Raw genomic sequence first — 17,382 nt, 5'->3', positions numbered from 1 at the left:
TGGAGAATACAAAAACAACTTCAGCGCAGTCAAGGATTTTGTAATGACGACTACAAATATTTCTCGCGCCCGAGGTCGCCCGCGCCGTTTCGACCCGGACGAAGCACTCGCCACAGCCCAACGACTGTTTCATCAGCGGGGCTACGATGCCGTTGGCGTGGTGGACCTCACCAAGGCGCTGGGCATCAACCCGCCCAGCTTCTATGCGGCGTTCGGGAGCAAGGCCAGCCTGTACGCGCGTGTCCTTGAGCGCTATGCCACCACCGGCGCTATCCCGCTCACCCAGATCTTGAGCACTGAACGGCCTCTGGCAGTGTCACTTGCGGAGGTTTTAGACCGCGCCGCACGTGCGTACGCCGCCGATGCCGCCGCCACTGGCTGTCTTGTGCTCGAAGGCACCCACTGCAACGACCAGGATGCGCGCGAGGCTGCCTGTGGCTACCACGTCGCGGCGCAAGATCTGATTCACCAGTACATTGCCAAGCAACACCCGTTGGAAGCGGACCGGTTGACGGACTTCGTGAGCACTGTCATGGCCGGCATGTCGGCCAGCGCTCGTCACGGTCAGGGCTTGGACCGCTTGCTGTCCACCGCAAGACTTGCCGGCGCGGCGATCTCGCAGGCTTTGGAACCATGAACTCCTGAGCGAGTGCAGCGCATCCACGACCCGGCACCGTGCGAGCACGTTCGACTCCGGCAATCAGCATCCGAGGCCCGTGAGCCTCTGTCTCGGATGCAGTTCTCCAGAAGCTGAACTAACGCAATTCGTCGTTTCTTGCCGACGCGCTCCTTTGAGCGCCGTCAAACCTGATAAGCAATGACAGGCGGTTCGTACCGAGCCTGGCGCACCAACACGCCGTCAGCGTCCGCGTAGATCCATGCACCCGGCTCGATCGTGACCTCGCCGAAAGACACCGCGACGTCGCGCTCATGGGGAGATCTCACCGCCGAACTGCGTGGCGTCGTGCACAGCGCCTTGACGCCGAGATCGTAGGTAGCGATTTCCTCGGCGTCACGGATCGCCCCGAAGACGATGGCGCCCGCCCAACCGTTTCGCACGGCGATGGATGCCATGGTTCCGCCGAACAGCGCGACAGCACGCGAGCCGCTGCCATCGATGACCAGGATCCTTCCATGGCCAGGCTCGAGGCAGGCTTCGACGCCGGCGCGGTGGTCATCACGGACCTTGAGCGTCACCGCTTGACCCCAGAAGGTGCGCCGCCGTCCGAAATCACGGAAAGGGGCATCGCAGAGCTCGCACGAAAGCGGGTCGTCATCGGAAATATCCGCGGTCGCGAATGTCATGGTCGAATCCTTGCGTTCTGTCGCTCGATGGCCGGGCTCGATGCCTGCGCGGCTCAGGCGCCGGACTTGAAAACCGGCGCGACGATCTGGTTGTGCAGTCCGCCATCCACGAAGATGTCCGTGCCGTTGATGTAGCGTGCCGCGTCGCTCGCAAGGAAGGCCGCGGCTTCCGCGGCGTCCCACGGCGAGCCCATTGCGCCAGGCGGACAAGTCGCGTTGCGCGTCTTCAGCAGATGGTCCAGTCCTTGCGCATGGGCTCCCGCCAGTTGCTCTCGCACGAGCGCGGTATCCATCAGTCCGAGCAGGATGTTGTTGCACCGGATGCCACGGGCTGCATAGTGCATCGCCACGGTCATCCCGAGCGCATTCAGCGCCGCCTTGCTCGCGTGATAGGCGCAGGCGCCGGATACGCCAGCGCGCGTGCTCGCGATGGACGACACCTGCACGATGGCCCCTCGCCCCGCACGGCTCATGATCGGAAGCACGTGCTTGAGGGCCAAGAAGGCCGATCGCGCGTTCAACGCAAACGAACGGTCCCAATCTTCGACACTGAGCTCCTCGGGCCCGCCCTGGATCACGACGCCGACGTTGTTCACGAGAATATCGATGCTCCCGTTGACTTCCTGTGCCCGGCTCACCGCTTCGCGAATCGCGGGCTCGCTGCACACGTCGGCCTCGATCACTTCACAGAGGCCCCCTTGCTCGCGCGCCAGCCGCTGGGTGCGGCGCGCGGCCTCCAGGTCTCTGTCGGCAGCGAACACCACCGCGCCCTGGCTTGCCATTCTGATGGCGATCGCCGCGCCGTTTCCGGGGCCGCTTTCGGCCGCACCCGCGCCGAAGATCAGCGCGATTCTGGACTGTAGAGGTTGGCTCATCTCGGGCTCATCCTTACCGCGCCATCGAGGCGCACGCATTCACCATTCATGTAGTCATTGGTCAAGAGAAACTCGACCAGCTGGGCGAACTCCCCGGGCTCGCCGACGCGCTTCGGAAACGGCACCGAGGCCTCCAGTGCTCGCCTCACATGTTCGGGTCCTGTCCGCAGCATCGGCGTGTCGAAGAAGCCAGGCTTGATCGCGTTGACCCGTATGCCCTCGCCCGCGAAGTCCCTCGCAATGGGCAGGGTCATGCCCGCGACGCCTGCCTTCGATGCGGCGTAAGCGGCCTGCCCCATCTGGCCTTCGTCCGCCGAGATCGAAGCGGTGTTGACGATCGCGCCGCGCTCGCCGCTCGGCAAGCGGTCCAGTTCCAGCATGCCGGCCGCCGACTTCGCGATGCAGCGAAAGGTCCCGAGCAAGTTGACCTGAATCACCCGCTCGTACTCGGCCATCGGGTAGTGCCGCACAGCGCCGGTGAGCTTGTCGCGTCCCGCGGCCTTGTGGGCGTGCACGACGCCCGCGCAGTTGACCAGGATGCGTTCCTGGCCATTGGCCTGGCGGGCTCGAGCAAGCGCCCGTTCGACGCTTTCGTCCGACGTCACGTCGGCATCGCAGAAGACGCCCCCTATCTGGCGGGCCAGTGACTCTCCAGCCTCCACGTCCAGGTCGAGCAGCGCCACCTTGACACCCAAGGATGCCAGTCGAATGGCGGTTGCCGCACCCAGGCCCTTGCTCGCACCGGTCACGATGGCCGACACATTTCTGTCCAGCTTCATGACGTCGCCCTCGCGCCGTCCGTCAGCGCCTTGCGCTCGGTGTGAACGTTTTCGGGGCGATCGACCAGGGCTTGAGCGAGCAGGCGTTCCAGGGGTTTTTCGGATGCCGTCTTTGGGATCTCCGATACCACCTGGATGAAGCTCGGCACGAAGTTCGCCTCGAGCGCCGTGCGACAGCATCGGAAGAGCGCCTGCACGTCGAGCTGCACATCCGGTGCCGACACGACTGCAGCCACGACATCCTTTTCACCGGCCGCACCCGAGGCGGCCGGAATGCCATACACGAACACATCGCAGACCAGGCCCGAATCGACGATGGCCTTCTCGACATAGGCGGTGCTGATGAAGTCGCCATTGCGGCGAACGCCCCCGCCCTTGCGGTACTCGAAGAACAGCCATCCGTCGGCGTCTTCACGAACCACGTCACCCATGTGCAGCCACCCGCCTTCGCCCTTGCGAGCGGAAGCCTCGGGGTCGCCGACATACTCGATCTGAAAGGGCGAGCCATCCGCAGGGCGCAGCCAGAGCTCGCCGGGATGGCCTTGCGACACATCCATGCCCGCGTCGTCGACGATGCGATGGATGAAGTGCGACGCGATGCGGCCGATGCTGCCGACGGGGCCTTCACCCAATGGCTTGATCGCGAGGCCTCCTTCGGCCGATCCGTAGAACTCGAGGATCCGTACGTCGAAGCGCCGCTCGAACCGCTCCCACAGGGTGGCAGGCATCCCCGCCGAGACGACGAGCCGCACGGGGTTGTCCGCATCGTCGGCCTTCGCCGGCTCGGCGTAGATCGAGGTCGGCATGCCACCCAGCACCGTGAAGGTCGTGCATCCGTATCTGCGCGTGAGGTCCCACAACCTGGAGCGCGTGAAGCGACGCGAGAACACCACGGGCAGGCCGCCCAGGAGCGCCGGCGCCAGGGTCACCTGCAGCGCGTTGGCATGGGTCAACGACAGTCCGGAATAGAGTCGGTCGCTCGCCTGGTAGCCGAATCCCCTCAGCGCGGCAGCGGCGGTCTCGCAGAAGCGCCTCTGCGTCATGACGATGCCCTTGGGGTCGCCCGTGGTGCCGGAGGTGTGAAGGATCAACATCCTGTCGGCGCCGTTGGACTCCGGAAGGGGCAGGTCCTCACCCGCGTCCAGGCAAAGATCGGCGTAGCACTCGACGCGCGGCGCCCACAGGGCGCGGCCCGGGCCCTCGTCGGTGGGGAGCGCGGCGACCCATGCCACCTCGGCCGCGCCATCCAGTGCATCTTCGACGTGACGCAGCGCGTAGTCGGCCGCGACCAGTCCGGTCGCCTTCGAATTGGCGACCATGAAGGCGAGTTTCTCCCCCTTGGTGCGTGGATCGATCGGAACCAGGACCGCGCGCAGCAACGATGCAGCGACCAGCAGGTCGACGAATTCGGCGTGGTTGGCCATCAGGAGCGCCAGCACGCTGCCCGGTCCCACGCCGCGGCGACGCAGGCCGCGCGCCAGGGCCTGGCCGTTTCGCCATAGCTGGCCATAAGTGCGCGTGACATCGGGCAGCGCCGCACCGCATTCGAACACGAGCGCTTCGCGCTCCGGCTGCGACCGGGCAAACTCCGAAATGATCGAAGCCAGGTTGACGTGGGACTTGCTGCTCATTGCATCACGCCTTCTGAAGCACGCTGATGACGATCGCCGCCGCATCGTCGCCAATCCAGCCTCCGCCGTTCTCCGCCAGCGCGGTACGGGCACCGATCACCTGACGCGCACCGCAACGCCCGCGCAACTGGTCGGTGAGCTCGACCAACTGCGCGCACCCCGAAGCGCCGATCGGATGGCCTTTGCGCAGCAGCCCGCCCGACGGGTTCACGGGGACACGGCCGCCCAGCCGCGTCGCGCCGCTGTCGAGCAACGCAGCAGCTTCGCCCGAAGCCGCGAGCCCCAGGTGCTCGTAATAGATCAGTTCGGCCGGGGCGCCGGCATCATGCAGCTCGACGAGGTCGAGATCGACCGGCCCCACACCGGCCAATTCATAGGCCTGGGCCGCGACAGCCGGCGCCAGCCGTGCAGGGTCATCGTCGGTGTAGTCCCAGCCAGAGGCCAGCACGGAGGAGAGAACACGAACTCTTTCCTGGATGCCAAGCCTCTTCACCGCGCTTTCGGACATCAGGACGAGCGCCGCGGCGCCGTCTCCGATCGGCGCACACATCGGCCGCGTCATGGGATCCACGATGAGAGGCGCAGCGAGTACCTGCTCGATGGTGAGGACTTCCTGAAACTGCGCCTTCGGGTTGAGACTCCCATGGAACGAGTTCTTGGCGGCGACCGCGGCAAAGTCGCGCTGCGTCGCCCCACTTTGAGCCATGTAGTCGCGCGCCATGCTCGCGTACAGGTCCATGAAGAGCGAGCGCGACTTGCCCGCTTCCGCAAGGTTGGCATCGGACTTCGTCTCGTGAAGGCTTCGGGAGAGCTTTTCATAGACCTCGTCGATGGCCTCGAGGTCGACGGCGCCCTGGAAGACGGAGAACGTGCGGGCCTTGTCCTCGCTGTAGAGCTTCTCGAAACCAGCGACGAGCACGATGTCGTAAGCGCCCAGTCCGATCATCTGGAAAGCCTGTTGAAACGCCGTCGCCGACGTGGCGCATGCGTTCTCGACGTTCACCACGGGAATGCGACCGATCCCCAGGCCGCGAAGCACCACCTGTCCCGGAACCAGCACCTGGCCCGTCATCACGCCTGCCGCCGCGTTCCCCATATAAGCGGCCTGGAGTTGCGATGGCTCGATTCCGGCGTCGGACAGCGCCGCGGTGATTGCCTCCGCCGCGAGCGACTTCAGTCCGCGATCGAGAAATTTGCCGAAGCGGGTCATGCCCGTGCCGGCGATGAATACAGGTTGCATGGAATAGGGGTTCGATCCAGGGAGCGTTCGAAGGCGCAGACCTGCGCCGAGCTCGGTTATTGATGCGGCGCTCGGGCTCTCGAGCCGCGAGCGCCGCGCATCCACAGTGCCCGCCCGCGCTTTCGCGGGTGGCACCACAGCGACTACTCGGGCTTGAAGTTGATGGCTCGCAGCATCTCGCCGTTCTTCTCGAAATCGGCTTGCAAGGAGGTCACCAGTTCCTCCGGGGTGCGCGGCTGACCGACGCCGAAACCGTATTCGATGAGTCGGTCGCGCACGGCCTTTTGTTCCATCACCTTGAGCGTTGCCTGGCGCAGTCGCGCCTGCGCGTCGGCCGGCATGCCCGGCGTGACCCACAGGCCGATCCAGACCACCGTCTCGATGCCTGGATAGCCGAGCTCGCGAAACGTCGGCACGTTGGGCAATGCCGGCGAACGCTCCGGAAGAGTCACCGCGAACGCTTTCAACTTGTTCGCCTTGATCATCGGCAGTGCCGTCGACATGCCGTCGAACATCAGCGGCACATGCCCGCCCATGACGTCGGTGAGACCAGGTGCCGATCCCTTGTAGCCGACGTGCGTCATGTCCAGGCCGGCGGCCTGGTTCAGCTTCAGGCCCGCCACGTGCGCGACCGTGCCGGCGCTGTACGAGGCGTAGCTGACCTTGCCCGGATTCGCCTTCACATAGCTGACAAGCTCGGGCACGGTTCGGGCAGGCACGGAGGGGTGGCCGACCAGCACCAGGCCGAAGCGCGCGAATTCCGCGAGCGGCTTGATCTCCTTCGCCATATCGATTTTGAGCTTCAGGATATGCGGTACCTCGGAGACCATGCCGCTGATGCCGACCAGCACCGCCGATCCATCCTGCGGTGAGTGCATCAGGTCGTTGACTGCGATCGCGCCGCCGGCACCCGGCTTGGGGTCGACCACGACCGTCTGGCGCAATTCCTTTTGCAGCCCGTCACCCAAAATGCGAGCGACGATGTCCGAGCCTCCGCCCGCGGGGGCGGAGACGATGATGCGCAGCGGCTTGTCGGATGCGGGCTGCGCGCGCGCTTCTGGCGCGCCTAGAACGATGACTCCCGCGAGCGCAATCAGCGCTGTCGAGAGGTGTCGCCGGGAGAAATAGAAACTCGATACCTTCATGCATGTCTCCTGTTTTTCTTGGGGTTGATTGCGCGATGAGGCTGGGCGCCGGTCTTCACTTCACCGTCTTTTTTCGCGCAGGTGCTTTCGCCGGAAGCGGGGATGCCGAGTCCTGTCTCTTGCCCGGCGCCATGATTCCGCCCCAGAGGATCGACATCAGCGGCGCCGCTTGCGCCGAAAGGGAATAGCTTCGACGGCGGTACTCCCACATCAGGAAGGCCCGGTTGAAGATGGCGTTGAAGGCATCGAGCACCACTCGGCTGTCGATGTCGCTTCGGAGTTCGCCTTGGCCTTGCGCCTCGTTGATCGTGTGAAGCAGGCGCTTCATCATCCCGGACTGCGCATAGCTCGGGTCACGCATCCAACGCTCGAGCGGAACGGTCATGAAGATGATGCGGCCCACACTGGGGTTCCTCTCGTAGAACTCCAGATGCATCTGCAGCACGCCGAGCAGCTTTGTCCTGACGTCGCCCTCTCCTTCGAGCGGCTTGAATGACGCCGGATACAGACCTTCGAGCCAATGCTGGATGAACCAGAACAGTAGCGCCTCCTTGTCTCCGAAGTAGCTGTAGATCGTCCTGAAGCTCATCCCGGCTTCGCGCGCGATCGTTCGCATATCGGCACGGTGGAAATCGCCGGCGGCGTACGTCTCCATCACGACGGGCGACAGTCGATCGCGCAGATGATCGGGAATGATGCGTTCGCTCGCGAGAGATGTCGGCCCTTGCGCCTTCGCCTTCGCGTCGATGAGTTTGGTCATGCCTTGAACTTGCAGGTAACTTTGTTATCCTTGATGGTAACGAAGTTACCTTCCGACCATCTAGGGTCAAACCCTTGCCCGTTTCGACCTTCTTGGATTCGATACCTCGCTTAGGATAACGTTGTTACCTATGTCGTTTTTACCGGTGTTTGGAGAGGGAAAGATGCCCGCGAAAACACCTCTTCAACTCAGCTGCACGTGTAATAGGAGGTCCAATTGAATCTCGAAGGAAAGACAGCGCTGGTCACGGGTTCGACCAGCGGCATTGGCCTGGCCATCGCGAAGGCGCTGGCGCGTCAAGGCGCGAACATCGTTCTCAACGGGCTCGGCGACATCGACGCCGCCCAACGCGAACTTTCGGCAAGCGGTGCCAGAACGATGCGCCACGAGGCCGACATGCGAGACCCCGCGCAGATCGAAGATATGATGAAGTTTTGCGCTTCCAGCTTCGGTCACGTCGACATACTGGTCAACAACGCGGGGATCCAGCATGTGGCGAACGTCGAGGCGTTCCCGGTCCAACGATGGGATGAAATCATCGCGGTGAATCTTTCAAGCGCTTTCCATACCACGCGACTGGCACTTCCAGCCATGCGCGCAGCCAACTGGGGAAGAATCATCAACGTGGCATCGACCCACGGCCTGGTGGCCTCGGCGCAGAAGTCAGCCTATGTGGCGGCGAAACATGGCATCGTCGGATTGACCAAGGCCGTTGCGCTCGAGACCGCAACCACCGGCATCACTTGCAACGCGATCTGCCCTGGGGCAACGCTCACGCCCTTGGCGCAAAAGCAGATCGACGATCGAGCCAGGCTCGACGGCGCCTCGGTCGACGAGACGAGGGTCAGGATGGTCGGCGAGAAGCAACCTTCCCTGGACTTCGTCACCGTCGAGCAATTGGCCGAACTAGCCGTGTTCATGTGTTCGCCGAGCGCGGATCAAGTCCGCGGCGCTGCGTGGGCCATGGATGGAGGCTGGACGGCCCAATAGCCGTCCTATGCTCACCAGGGACACATGAACGCGACATGGGGATAGATTCTTCCCTTGCGTGAATGCCGTGGACTCAGAACTTTCCGCCCCGGCGAACCGGCATTGGCACCGTCGCTGGCCTCCATGGTTCAATTCACACCCATTCGAGCTCAATCACATGCCCCGACAGCGGTCGGATGCATCAGCTTTCTCGGCGTTGACACTCAGAAGCTGAGCTCGCTCCTAATTGACCTGAAGCAACATTGCGTGTCCTGCGACAGCACCCCGGTGATCTAGCAGCCCAACAGTCGGCGGCCGCGGCGCCGCCTTCTCACGGTCGTTGGCGACGAGACTGTCGCCGGCCTCCCGTGCTGGTGACGGTGCGAGAGGCACAGCGATTGGGCTCGCCGTGGATGTGCCCCGTGCCACGATGACATCTTGGGCGGGCCTGGCGCTCGTTGGCTTCGGGCCGGGACTGCCCCGCTCGTCTCCCGCGGGGCTGTGAACCCCCGCACGCTGCTACTGACCGTGTTTCAAGCCTGCGTCGGCGGCAAGAAGCGGCGTGCTGAGCCAGTCGAATCGCCTGGACAGACGCGCCCTTTAATCGTTGATAACCCATGGTACGCGCGTGTGTTCAGCTCGAGCAGCAGGCGGAGGGCAGCCGCGTGAAGGCTGATCGCTTCGCAGCAGATCTCAGGGCGCCAACGCGAGCCCGTGCCGTCCCATGACCGCTTTCAGCGCGACGAGGTCGGGCGGCCCGCCCGCACCGAGCACCTGCGCAACCTCCGAGAAGTAAGCGGGCCCGATCTTCGCGGGTGAGAACACGACAAGTGCTCGCGCCGGCACATCGCCTGCATTGCTGAAATGGTGGACGCTTCCGCGCGGCGAAAAGCAGTGGTCGCCCTGGTTCAGCGTACGAACCTCGTCATCCACACGGTAGGTGAGCGAACCTTCCAGCACATGGATCGTTTCGTCGACATCCGCATGCCGATGGGGGGGCGGTACTTTCGCGTTGGGTTGCACGATCATCTCCGCCATCGCCATGTGCCCGCCGGTGTCGTTGCCATCCACGAGGAATTGCATTGAAAGGGAGCCGATGACGATCTTGTCTTGGCGCAGCATGCAGGTCTTTCTTACAATGAAGTAAAGTGACTTTACCAAAAATCGATGCCACGTCAAGCCGCCGATGCGAAGATCCTGCTCGCCGATACGAACCCTGACGATCCATTGATCGGTGCAAGGCTTCGCTTTGTCCTCACCCAGGTGGAGCGCCGCCTTGAAGCCGAACTGGCGGCTGCTGGCCATCCGGACGTCCTCGTCGCGCACTTCAAAGTGTTCCGGTTTCCACCGCCCGAGAACGAACGCCCGCTCGATCTCGCGAAACGCGCGGGCACGACGAAACAGGCGATGAACTATCTGCTGGCCCAACTCGAATCGTTGGGTTACCTTGAGCGATCGCACGGAGATGGCACGAGCACGCGCCGTGTATCACTCACAGCGAAGGGCTGGGAAGTCGCACGCATCCAGCGCGAGACGGTCAGGTCGATCGAGCGTGAATGGGAAGCTCGCTTCGGCGCAGTGAAGTTTCGGGCGTTCTATGAGGTTCTGAGCGAACTCGCAGGCTGCTGATCTCGCAGCGGTGAAGCGAGATCGGGCTTGGACAGAGGCGTCAGTCGAACCAAGCCATCGAATCGCCCCATCGGCCGTACGGCACCGATCCCCTTGCACTGTGGGTCGGCGCAACCTGGCCGGTTCAGGCACAACGCCGCGATGCCCACGGGGACCGAAAGTTGCTTGACCGATTTCGAATGAGTGCGCTGCTCTGCCCAACACAAAACACACGATCTCGCAAGCAAGCGCCGCCGCGGCGAATTCTGAAAGGCGGAGCTCGAGCTCTACCTGAAGTCCTGGATATGCAAGGTGTGAGGGCCAGGCAAGGTCGAGTGCAGATGATCCTCGAGATAGCGATGGCACGTTTGCGTTGTCGAGCCACTCACTCGACAGCTCGAGCTGCGAGCGTGCTTCTAGGCGAGGTCGTGCAGTTCCCCATCGACGACGAGAAGGCACGAGACCCGATGAGCGGGAGGGCCCTGGCAAAGGTGCAGAATCTCTAGCGTTAAAAGTAGATCGATTGAAAAGCTGAACAGCATGTCTGCTGCGGTCAAACTTGATTCCTCGTCTTCCAGTGAACTGCTGCGCCAGTTCGGCGAGCGGTTGGCGTCTGTGCGCCGTGCCCGCGGACTGACAGCGCTGAGCCTTTCTCGCGAGCTTGGCATTTCTCGCACGACGCTCGGTGCGGCCGAGCGTGGCGAACCCACCGTCACAATGGGAACCTACATGCGCATCCTTGCGCAACTGGGTATGGCGGCGGACGTTGCCCTTCTTGCAGCACAGACAAACTCTGCCAGCATCGAGCGCCGTCATCAGCGTTTCGCGCGCGAGGTCGAGCGGGGCCAGCGTCACCCGCAGACTCTGTTTGCGTTTCCGGCCGAACTTGTCGCGCGAGCCGAGCTGGAATTTCCTGAGAATGCGTTCGGTGAGCCGCAGCCGTGGTGACCGATTAAAGGCAAGAGGGAGGCCATCACCTCGCCTGAAATCGTCAACGGGTTGCTTGCAGCGGTCGGCGAAGACATGGTGCTCGTGGCGGCCAAACGTCGGCTTTTTGGTCTTGCGATACGAACTGGTCATACGGTGCGGGCACGCTGCGATCTCCAGTAAAACGGACTTGCTTGCGACCTAGATCAATAGGCGTGCACTGGTTGAGCGGATGGCCGACATCCACCAACGAGCACTGTTCCCGAACCGCCGGGCCTTGACCGGCCTTGTCGGGCAGCCATCCGCCCATCAACGACGACGAGTCGTCTACCTAGGTGATCGACGGCGAGCCAAAGTACAACCGAGACAATACGAATGCGGGAGGGAGCACTCCGGCACCAGAGGTGCAGTGCCAGCGTCGCTGCCTTCGACGTTCTACATTGCTCTGCTGGGCTCGGCTTTGGAATGATCGTGCGCTGAAACCAAGACCGTGGCGTCACGGCGTACATTTCCCCCTCAGCCGCGCTGGCCCAATCCAGACCCTGCTTGTCGATGGTCCTCTCCGGGGAACTGCCGAGGGTGGTCACCGCGGAGGTCCTTCCAGAGACCCGGCCTCGATGGTGGGTCAAACGAAGCCTGCCCCGAGTTAATCGGCCAAAGGGAAGCGCAGTTGCTCCCTCATGTAGGCAATGAACGCCTGCACCTTTGGCGACGGCAAATGCGCACGTGACGACAGGGCATTCAGCTCCTGCGGCGGTCCCCACCACGCGGGAAGCACGCGCACGAGCCGGCGCGCCTTCACGTCGGCCGCCATGCTCATCTCCATCGCCAGGGAAATACCTTCACCCTGCAGCAGCGCGGGATGCAGGAAAAATGGATCGCTCGCGACGATGACGGGATGGACGAGAAATCCGCGCGGCTTGCCCGTGCCCTTGCGCATGGGCCACACATACCCCACGTCACGACGCGCCTGATGCAACGTGAGTGTGCGGTGCTCGCACAGTTGCTCCGGCGATGTGGGAAGGCCGGCGCGCTTGACATAGGCCGGGCTCGCGAAAGCACCCGAGGGAAAGCTCGCGAGCCGGCGCGCGACGAGACTGGAGTCGGGCAGTTCGCCCAGGCGCAGCGCGATGTCGATCTCGGACTCGACCAGGTCGAGCGTTGCATGCGATGCGACGATCTCGATCTTCACGTCGGGGTAGCGCGCACGAAAGCCCGGCAGCAGCGGAGCGATCCAGTCGACGCCGAATGAATAGGGCATCGTCAAGCGGAGCCAGCCGCGCGGGCCGTCGCGCAGCTTGTGGACCTCTCCCTCTGCGTGCTCCAGCGTCGCGGCGATGCCTCTACAGTTTTCATAGTAGATCGCACCGGCCTCGGTGACGCTGAGCTTGCGCGTGGTGCGCCTCAGCAACTGAGCACCGACATGCTTCTCGAGCTCGAGGACCCGTCGGCTGACCGTCGTCTTCGGTATCTGCAGCGCATGTGCCGCCGCGGTGAAGCTGCCCTCCTGCACCACCCGCACGAACACGAGGGTGTCGTTCACATCTCTTCTCATAGCGGTGACCTCTTCGATGGCATCGGTCCGCATTGTTCCATCCATGGGCCAATTCTTGCCACTCGGATGGGCTAATCAAGTTGGCCGCCCATGCTTATCTTCAGTGCTTCACTGCCACGGAAGAACACCATGAACTTGAGCGAATACGCGAATCTCGACGCCGTCGACCTGGCCCGCCTGGTGGCCAAGGGCGACGTGCGGCCGGCCGAACTCGCCGCCCTGGCCCTCGAGGCGGCCGATGCGGTCAACCCCGCCGTCAATGCCGTCGTCGAGCAGTGGGTGCCCGAAGAGGCGGACCTCGCCACCGCGACGTCCACGAACGGTCCGCTCGCAGGCGTGCCGTTTCTCATCAAGGACCTTGCGATCCAGATGGCCGGCCGGCGCTGCGAACTTGGCAGCCGTCTCGCCGAAGGGTTGGTCGCCGCGGACGATTCGCTGCTGATGCGCCACTATCGACGTGCCGGCCTCGTCACGGTCGGGCGCACGACCACACCCGAGATGGCCTTCAGTACCGAAACCGAGTCGGTGCGGCAAGGCGCGACCCGCAATCCGTGGAACCTCAGGTTGAGCGCGGGCGGCTCGAGTGGCGGCTCGGGCGCGGCGGTGGCCGCGGGTATCGTGCCCATCGCGCACGCGACCGATGCGGCCGGCTCGATCCGGGTTCCCGCCGCCTACAACGGGCTCTTCGGTCTCAAGCCGACGCGCGGGCGCACCTCGAACGGGCCGGCGCTGGATGAAGTCTTCGGCGGTCTGGGCGTGCAGTTGGGTCTGAGTCGCTCCGTGCGTGACAGCGCCGCGCTGATGGACGCGGTGCAGGGCTACTCGCGCGGCGATCCGTACTACACGCCGGCGCCCGCCGAAGGCTTCCTGTCTCAGGTCGGACGTGATCCCGGCAGGCTCCGCATCGGGCTCATGCTGCATCCCTGGAACGGCGCGCAGACGGCCGCTCCCATCGCACAGGCCGCGCGCGACGTGGCCGTCCATCTGCAATCGCTCGGTCATCACGTTGAGGAGGTGGCGCCCGTGCTGGGGGTCTCGTGGGAAGCCTTCGTGCATGCCAACGCGCAGATCTGGTGCGCAACGCTCGTACGCTGGATCGACGGGCTCGCCGCCGCCACGGGGCGTCCGATCGCTGCGAGCACCCTGGAGCCTTCGACGCTTGCCAACTATCGCTACGGCCAGGAGGCTCGCGCGGTCGATTTCGCGGCGGCTTTCGAAGTGCGCAACACCGTATCGCGCGCGGTGGGTGCTTGGTTCAACGACATCGACGTGCTCATGACCCCCACGCTGCCCGAGATGCCGGGCGCGCTCGGCACCTACAGCGAAGGTGCCGAGCGCATGAGCGGCCTCGACTGGACCGCACGGGTCTTCCGCCACACGCCCTTCACGCCGCCAGCCAATGTCGCCGGCACGCCGGCCATGTCGATGCCGCTGTGCGTCGATCCTGAGACCGGTCTGCCGATCGGTATCCAGTTCATGGGGGGTTTTGCGCGCGAAGACCTGCTGCTGCGGCTGGCCGGGCAACTGGAACAGACGATGCCCTGGGCGGCGCGCCGACCCGCGGTGTGGGCTAGTGCGGCTTGAGGGCATCACAAGAAGGCGATGGCACTACCTGCCGGCTCGGTACGGATCGCGGGGCTATAACGACCGCCGACCGCCGATGGCGACAGCACGCGCTGCGTATCGGTCACCGCGAAGAACTGCGAGGTCGCGCGCATCCAGCGCGAGATGGTTCGATCGCTCGCGCCAGATTGAGGACTGGTCCGGCACAGCGAGATCTCACACGATTGCTGAGTTCTGAGCGAGCTCGTGAGGTGCTGATGTCACTGCGGCCAAGGCACGGCACCTCATTCCAATGCCGCTCTCCACTCCCGCCATGCCCCCGTAACCATCGGGAGCAAACAGTCGTGGACAAGAGGAAGATCTTGCCGATGGCGCGGGCAACACCCAAGATTCACTGAGTCAGCAAGTCGCTCGAAACCAGAATTCGCTGGTCAGTAGCCGGCCTCGCGCTGATGACGCAGAGCCAGCACCGTGACCACATCGATGTCTTCGTCGTACCGGTAAAGCGATACGTAACCGCCGCTACCGAAGTCGATCACCCACTCGCGATACTCAGGGGGCAAATCCTCCAGCGGCCGTCCGATCAACGGCTGCAAACCCAGCACCTTCACGCCCTGCAAAATACTTAGAGCAGCGCGCCGCGCTGCTTGCGGGTTTTTTGGACGCAAGAACTCACGCAAACGCTGCAAGTCGCGCAGCGCCGCAGGCGTGAACCTCACTTGTGGCATTCAGGCTCAGGCTGCTCGTTGTCCGTGCCCCAACTGGCCAACCAAGCACTCACTTCTTCGGCCGTAACGTGCAGACCCGTCTGCTGAAACTCATCCCAGGCGGCCACCGCCTGTTCGTGAAGCTCCTGACGCTTTTCCTCCCGCTCCACATACTGCGCGATCGCCTCGCGCATGAGCCAGTGCGGCGCACGGTGGCGCGCCTCGGCCAGACGCTTGAGCCGGCCCTTGAGCTGGGGGTCCAGTTTGACCGGCGTGGGCGCGATGGACGAAGAAGAACTCGCGGTAGTCATGGGTAATACTTTATCAACTTTCAGCTCATCCGGGCGGTTGCACCAGCGTTCCCGCGGAGTTCCCATGGCCCCCCGCGCGTCCGGTGATTGGGGGCGGTCGAAATCTCGCCGAACGCCGGCACCTCTTGGTGGGCATGGCAGCCTAAACGATGCAATCGCGATAAATGCAGTACTCGAATACGACACGGGTAGTCGATTGCGCTTTAAGTACGCTTGCGGCCTGACGTCACCGGGTGAGATTGCAATCTGAACGGCGCGTGTCGGCGACAGCCGATCCTGCCCCCCCTTTGGCGGCAAGAGGTACTGGCGCAGCGGTGATTGAGCCCGATGCGCTAACGCGCCACGCCGTTAGTTGATTTTCAACCTTCGACGACGGCATCGGCATGCCGGAGGATGTAATTCTTTAGAATAAGAACCATTCCTATTTGTCACGCCTTCGTGCTCCCATGTCCGCCCCCCTGCCAGCCCCCGCGCTGATCGACAGCATCTACCGCGAGCACCATGGGTGGCTGCTCGGCTGGTTCCTGCGCAGGCTGAGCGGCAGTTCCCAGGCCGCGGACCTGGCGCACGACACCTTCGTACGGCTCATCACCTCGCGCGAGCTGGCGCAGGTGCGCGAGCCACGCGCATTCCTGCGCACGCTCGCCCACGGCGTGATCGTCAACCACTGGCGCCGCGCCGACGTGGAGCGCGCCTGGGCGGAAGCGGTCGCCGCACAGCCCGAGCTCCTCGCCCCCTCCCCCGAGGAGCGAATGATCGCGGTGGAAATGCTGTGCCGGATCGACGCCATGCTGAACACGCTGAGCGACAAGGCACGCAAGGCCTTCCTGCTGTCGCAGATCGACGGTCGGACCTACGCGGAGATCGCACTCGAACTCGGCGTGTCGGATCGGATGGTCAAGAAATACATGGCCCAGGCGATGTTGCAGTGCCTTCTTCTCGCGCAGGAGCCATGACCGCAGTCTCGGCGCACCCGGAACAGCCCCGGGCGACGTTCGAACATCTTCAGCAGGCGGCGACCTGGTTCGCCCTGCTGCAGTCCGAATCGGCCACCGCGAGCGACCGGCTGCGCTGGGAAGCATGGCTGCGCAAGGATGGCGGCGCGCGTGCCGCCTGGCAGCAGGTCGAGGCCGTGTCCCGGGACTTCTCGTCCGTGCGCCATCTCCCTGCGCGCCAGATCCTCGAAGACACGAGGGCCACGGCCACGCGCCGCCGTCGCAGCGCGCTGCGCGTGCTGGCCTTGCTGCCCGTTGCCGGCGTGGCCAGCTGGCTGCTCGAACGCGAAATGCCCTGGCGCGCATGGGTGGCAACGTACCGCACGCAGACCGGCGAACGCCGTGAGATCGCGCTGGAGGACGGCAGCCGGCTCTGGCTCAACACCGCTTCGGCGGTCGATGTCGACTTCACGACGACCCATCGGCGCATCCTCCTGCATGCCGGCGAAGTGCTGGTGTCCACGGGACACGACCCCGCCTGGGAGGATCGACCGCTCGTCGTCGAGGTCGCCCAGGGACGGCTCACGGCGCTGGGCACGCGCTTCACCGTGCAGGGCGACGGCAACGCTGCCGACGCGGCACTCGTCACGGTGTTCAAAGGCGGGGTGCGCGTCCAGCCCGCCCGGGGCGGGCCGTCGCGGACGCTGCGCGCCAACGAGCAGACCCGGCTGTTCGTCGACCGCGTCGAAGCACCGGCGGCCGCGGACGCGGGCAGCGACAGCTGGACGCGCGGCCAGCTTGTCGCCAACGACATGCGCCTGGGCGACTTCATCGATGCGCTGGCGCGCCACCGGCGCGGCCACCTCGCCTGCGCCCCGGCGGTTCGCGACCTGCGGATCGTGGGCAGCTATCCGCTGGCCGACACCGACCGGATCCTCGCGGCGCTTCAAGCCACCCTCCCGGTACGGGTGAACCGCGTGCTGCCATGGTGGGTGACCATCGAGCCCGCGCAGGGCCCCGACAACCGCCACTGAAAAAAAAAATTCGCGGCGCGGGTTCCCCTTTTGCGACC

Annotated in this window: 18 protein-coding genes; 7 read left to right on the top strand and 11 right to left on the bottom strand. The window is 64.3% G+C overall.

The genetic code is table 11. The features are described 5' to 3' along the window. The first annotated feature begins 43 nt into the window (after positions 1-43). A complete protein-coding gene (locus INQ48_37130; GenBank protein ID QRF61032.1) occupies positions 44-637 on the top strand; it encodes a TetR/AcrR family transcriptional regulator in 594 nt (197 codons plus the stop codon). A gap of 164 nt (positions 638-801) precedes the next feature. On the opposite strand, the gene rraA is transcribed toward INQ48_37130, so the two are convergent. The 7 genes from rraA to INQ48_37095 form a co-directional block, all read right to left on the bottom strand. Continuing rightward, positions 802-1,305 carry a ribonuclease E activity regulator RraA gene (gene rraA / locus INQ48_37125; protein QRF61031.1) on the bottom strand — a complete coding sequence of 168 codons (504 nt, stop codon included), beginning with the start codon at positions 1,303-1,305 and terminating at the stop codon, positions 802-804. A gap of 53 nt (positions 1,306-1,358) precedes the next feature. Beyond that, entirely contained in the window at positions 1,359-2,180 is an 822-nt protein-coding gene (locus INQ48_37120) for an SDR family oxidoreductase (GenBank protein QRF61030.1), read from the bottom strand. Beyond that, complete coding sequence (locus INQ48_37115; protein QRF61029.1) at positions 2,177-2,959, bottom strand: SDR family oxidoreductase; 783 nt, start codon at positions 2,957-2,959, stop codon at positions 2,177-2,179. Before INQ48_37115 ends, INQ48_37120 begins: the two co-directional genes overlap by 4 nt. Next, positions 2,956-4,590 carry an AMP-binding protein gene (locus INQ48_37110; GenBank protein ID QRF61028.1) on the bottom strand — a complete coding sequence of 545 codons (1,635 nt, stop codon included), beginning with the start codon at positions 4,588-4,590 and terminating at the stop codon, positions 2,956-2,958. Before INQ48_37110 ends, INQ48_37115 begins: the two co-directional genes overlap by 4 nt. Positions 4,591-4,594: 4 nt before the next feature. Next, on the bottom strand, positions 4,595-5,830 hold the full coding sequence (locus INQ48_37105) for a thiolase family protein (GenBank protein QRF61027.1): 1,236 nt from the start codon (positions 5,828-5,830) through the stop codon (positions 4,595-4,597). A gap of 143 nt (positions 5,831-5,973) precedes the next feature. Continuing rightward, on the bottom strand, positions 5,974-6,975 hold the full coding sequence (locus tag INQ48_37100; protein QRF61026.1) for a tripartite tricarboxylate transporter substrate binding protein: 1,002 nt from the start codon (positions 6,973-6,975) through the stop codon (positions 5,974-5,976). 55 nt (positions 6,976-7,030) lie between these two features. Beyond that, positions 7,031-7,735, bottom strand: coding sequence for a TetR/AcrR family transcriptional regulator (locus INQ48_37095; protein QRF61025.1), 705 nt, complete (start codon positions 7,733-7,735; stop codon positions 7,031-7,033). Between the two features lie 216 nt (positions 7,736-7,951). On the opposite strand from INQ48_37095, the gene INQ48_37090 reads away from it, so the two are divergent. Then, a complete protein-coding gene (locus tag INQ48_37090) occupies positions 7,952-8,725 on the top strand; it encodes a 3-hydroxybutyrate dehydrogenase (protein QRF61024.1) in 774 nt (257 codons plus the stop codon). 672 nt (positions 8,726-9,397) lie between these two features. On the opposite strand, the gene INQ48_37085 is transcribed toward INQ48_37090, so the two are convergent. After that, positions 9,398-9,826 (bottom strand): cupin domain-containing protein, encoded by a 429-nt coding sequence (locus tag INQ48_37085; GenBank protein ID QRF61023.1) that lies wholly within the window; start codon positions 9,824-9,826, stop codon positions 9,398-9,400. A 45-nt stretch (positions 9,827-9,871) separates the two neighbouring features. Here INQ48_37085 and INQ48_37080 point away from each other — a divergent pair, with 45 nt between their 5' ends. Continuing rightward, positions 9,872-10,333: a winged helix DNA-binding protein gene (locus INQ48_37080; GenBank protein ID QRF61022.1), complete on the top strand. Its 462-nt coding sequence runs from the start codon at positions 9,872-9,874 to the stop codon at positions 10,331-10,333. Between the two features lie 519 nt (positions 10,334-10,852). Continuing rightward, positions 10,853-11,260 (top strand): helix-turn-helix transcriptional regulator, encoded by a 408-nt coding sequence (locus INQ48_37075; GenBank protein ID QRF61021.1) that lies wholly within the window; start codon positions 10,853-10,855, stop codon positions 11,258-11,260. 625 nt (positions 11,261-11,885) lie between these two features. Here INQ48_37075 and INQ48_37070 read toward each other — a convergent pair. Next, positions 11,886-12,794 (bottom strand): LysR family transcriptional regulator, encoded by a 909-nt coding sequence (locus INQ48_37070; GenBank protein QRF63135.1) that lies wholly within the window; start codon positions 12,792-12,794, stop codon positions 11,886-11,888. Between the two features lie 129 nt (positions 12,795-12,923). Here INQ48_37070 and INQ48_37065 point away from each other — a divergent pair, with 129 nt between their 5' ends. After that, positions 12,924-14,378, top strand: a complete 1,455-nt coding sequence (locus INQ48_37065; protein QRF61020.1) for an amidase — start codon at positions 12,924-12,926, stop codon at positions 14,376-14,378. A 410-nt stretch (positions 14,379-14,788) separates the two neighbouring features. Here INQ48_37065 and INQ48_37060 read toward each other — a convergent pair whose 3' ends face one another. Both INQ48_37060 and INQ48_37055 read right to left on the bottom strand, forming a co-directional pair. Next, positions 14,789-15,085, bottom strand: a complete 297-nt coding sequence (locus tag INQ48_37060; GenBank protein ID QRF61019.1) for a type II toxin-antitoxin system RelE/ParE family toxin — start codon at positions 15,083-15,085, stop codon at positions 14,789-14,791. Then, positions 15,073-15,375 carry a CopG family ribbon-helix-helix protein gene (locus INQ48_37055; protein ID QRF61018.1) on the bottom strand — a complete coding sequence of 101 codons (303 nt, stop codon included), beginning with the start codon at positions 15,373-15,375 and terminating at the stop codon, positions 15,073-15,075. The genes INQ48_37060 and INQ48_37055 overlap by 13 nt, the downstream gene beginning before the upstream one ends. 446 nt (positions 15,376-15,821) lie before the next feature. On the opposite strand from INQ48_37055, the gene INQ48_37050 reads away from it, so the two are divergent. Together INQ48_37050 and INQ48_37045 are read left to right on the top strand one after the other, a co-directional pair. Then, positions 15,822-16,331 (top strand): sigma-70 family RNA polymerase sigma factor, encoded by a 510-nt coding sequence (locus tag INQ48_37050; protein QRF61017.1) that lies wholly within the window; start codon positions 15,822-15,824, stop codon positions 16,329-16,331. After that, positions 16,328-17,344 carry a FecR domain-containing protein gene (locus INQ48_37045; GenBank protein ID QRF61016.1) on the top strand — a complete coding sequence of 339 codons (1,017 nt, stop codon included), beginning with the start codon at positions 16,328-16,330 and terminating at the stop codon, positions 17,342-17,344. Before INQ48_37050 ends, INQ48_37045 begins: the two co-directional genes overlap by 4 nt. Positions 17,345-17,382 lie beyond the last annotated feature (38 nt).

This window comes from Variovorax paradoxus (assembly GCA_016806145.1).
Classification (GTDB): Bacteria; Pseudomonadota; Gammaproteobacteria; order Burkholderiales; family Burkholderiaceae_C; genus Variovorax.
Note: the sequence above shows the minus strand (reverse complement) of the source record. Positions and strands in the feature narration are given on the sequence as shown.

Excerpts from the sequence above, each read along its gene's own strand:
- INQ48_37130 (QRF61032.1), top strand. The coding sequence starts at position 44 with ATGACGACTACAAATATTTCTCGCGCCCGAGGTCGCCCGCGCCGTTTC.
- rraA (QRF61031.1), bottom strand. The coding sequence starts at position 1,305 with ATGACATTCGCGACCGCGGATATTTCCGATGACGACCCGCTTTCGTGC.
- INQ48_37120 (QRF61030.1), bottom strand. The coding sequence starts at position 2,180 with ATGAGCCAACCTCTACAGTCCAGAATCGCGCTGATCTTCGGCGCGGGT.
- INQ48_37115 (QRF61029.1), bottom strand. The coding sequence starts at position 2,959 with ATGAAGCTGGACAGAAATGTGTCGGCCATCGTGACCGGTGCGAGCAAG.
- INQ48_37110 (QRF61028.1), bottom strand. The coding sequence starts at position 4,590 with ATGAGCAGCAAGTCCCACGTCAACCTGGCTTCGATCATTTCGGAGTTT.
- INQ48_37105 (QRF61027.1), bottom strand. The coding sequence starts at position 5,830 with ATGCAACCTGTATTCATCGCCGGCACGGGCATGACCCGCTTCGGCAAA.
- INQ48_37100 (QRF61026.1), bottom strand. The coding sequence starts at position 6,975 with ATGAAGGTATCGAGTTTCTATTTCTCCCGGCGACACCTCTCGACAGCG.
- INQ48_37095 (QRF61025.1), bottom strand. The coding sequence starts at position 7,735 with ATGACCAAACTCATCGACGCGAAGGCGAAGGCGCAAGGGCCGACATCT.
- INQ48_37085 (QRF61023.1), bottom strand. The coding sequence starts at position 9,826 with ATGCTGCGCCAAGACAAGATCGTCATCGGCTCCCTTTCAATGCAATTC.
- INQ48_37080 (QRF61022.1), top strand. The coding sequence starts at position 9,872 with ATGCCACGTCAAGCCGCCGATGCGAAGATCCTGCTCGCCGATACGAAC.
- INQ48_37075 (QRF61021.1), top strand. The coding sequence starts at position 10,853 with ATGTCTGCTGCGGTCAAACTTGATTCCTCGTCTTCCAGTGAACTGCTG.
- INQ48_37070 (QRF63135.1), bottom strand. The coding sequence starts at position 12,794 with ATGAGAAGAGATGTGAACGACACCCTCGTGTTCGTGCGGGTGGTGCAG.
- INQ48_37065 (QRF61020.1), top strand. The coding sequence starts at position 12,924 with ATGAACTTGAGCGAATACGCGAATCTCGACGCCGTCGACCTGGCCCGC.
- INQ48_37060 (QRF61019.1), bottom strand. The coding sequence starts at position 15,085 with ATGCCACAAGTGAGGTTCACGCCTGCGGCGCTGCGCGACTTGCAGCGT.
- INQ48_37055 (QRF61018.1), bottom strand. The coding sequence starts at position 15,375 with ATGACTACCGCGAGTTCTTCTTCGTCCATCGCGCCCACGCCGGTCAAA.
- INQ48_37050 (QRF61017.1), top strand. The coding sequence starts at position 15,822 with ATGTCCGCCCCCCTGCCAGCCCCCGCGCTGATCGACAGCATCTACCGC.
- INQ48_37045 (QRF61016.1), top strand. The coding sequence starts at position 16,328 with ATGACCGCAGTCTCGGCGCACCCGGAACAGCCCCGGGCGACGTTCGAA.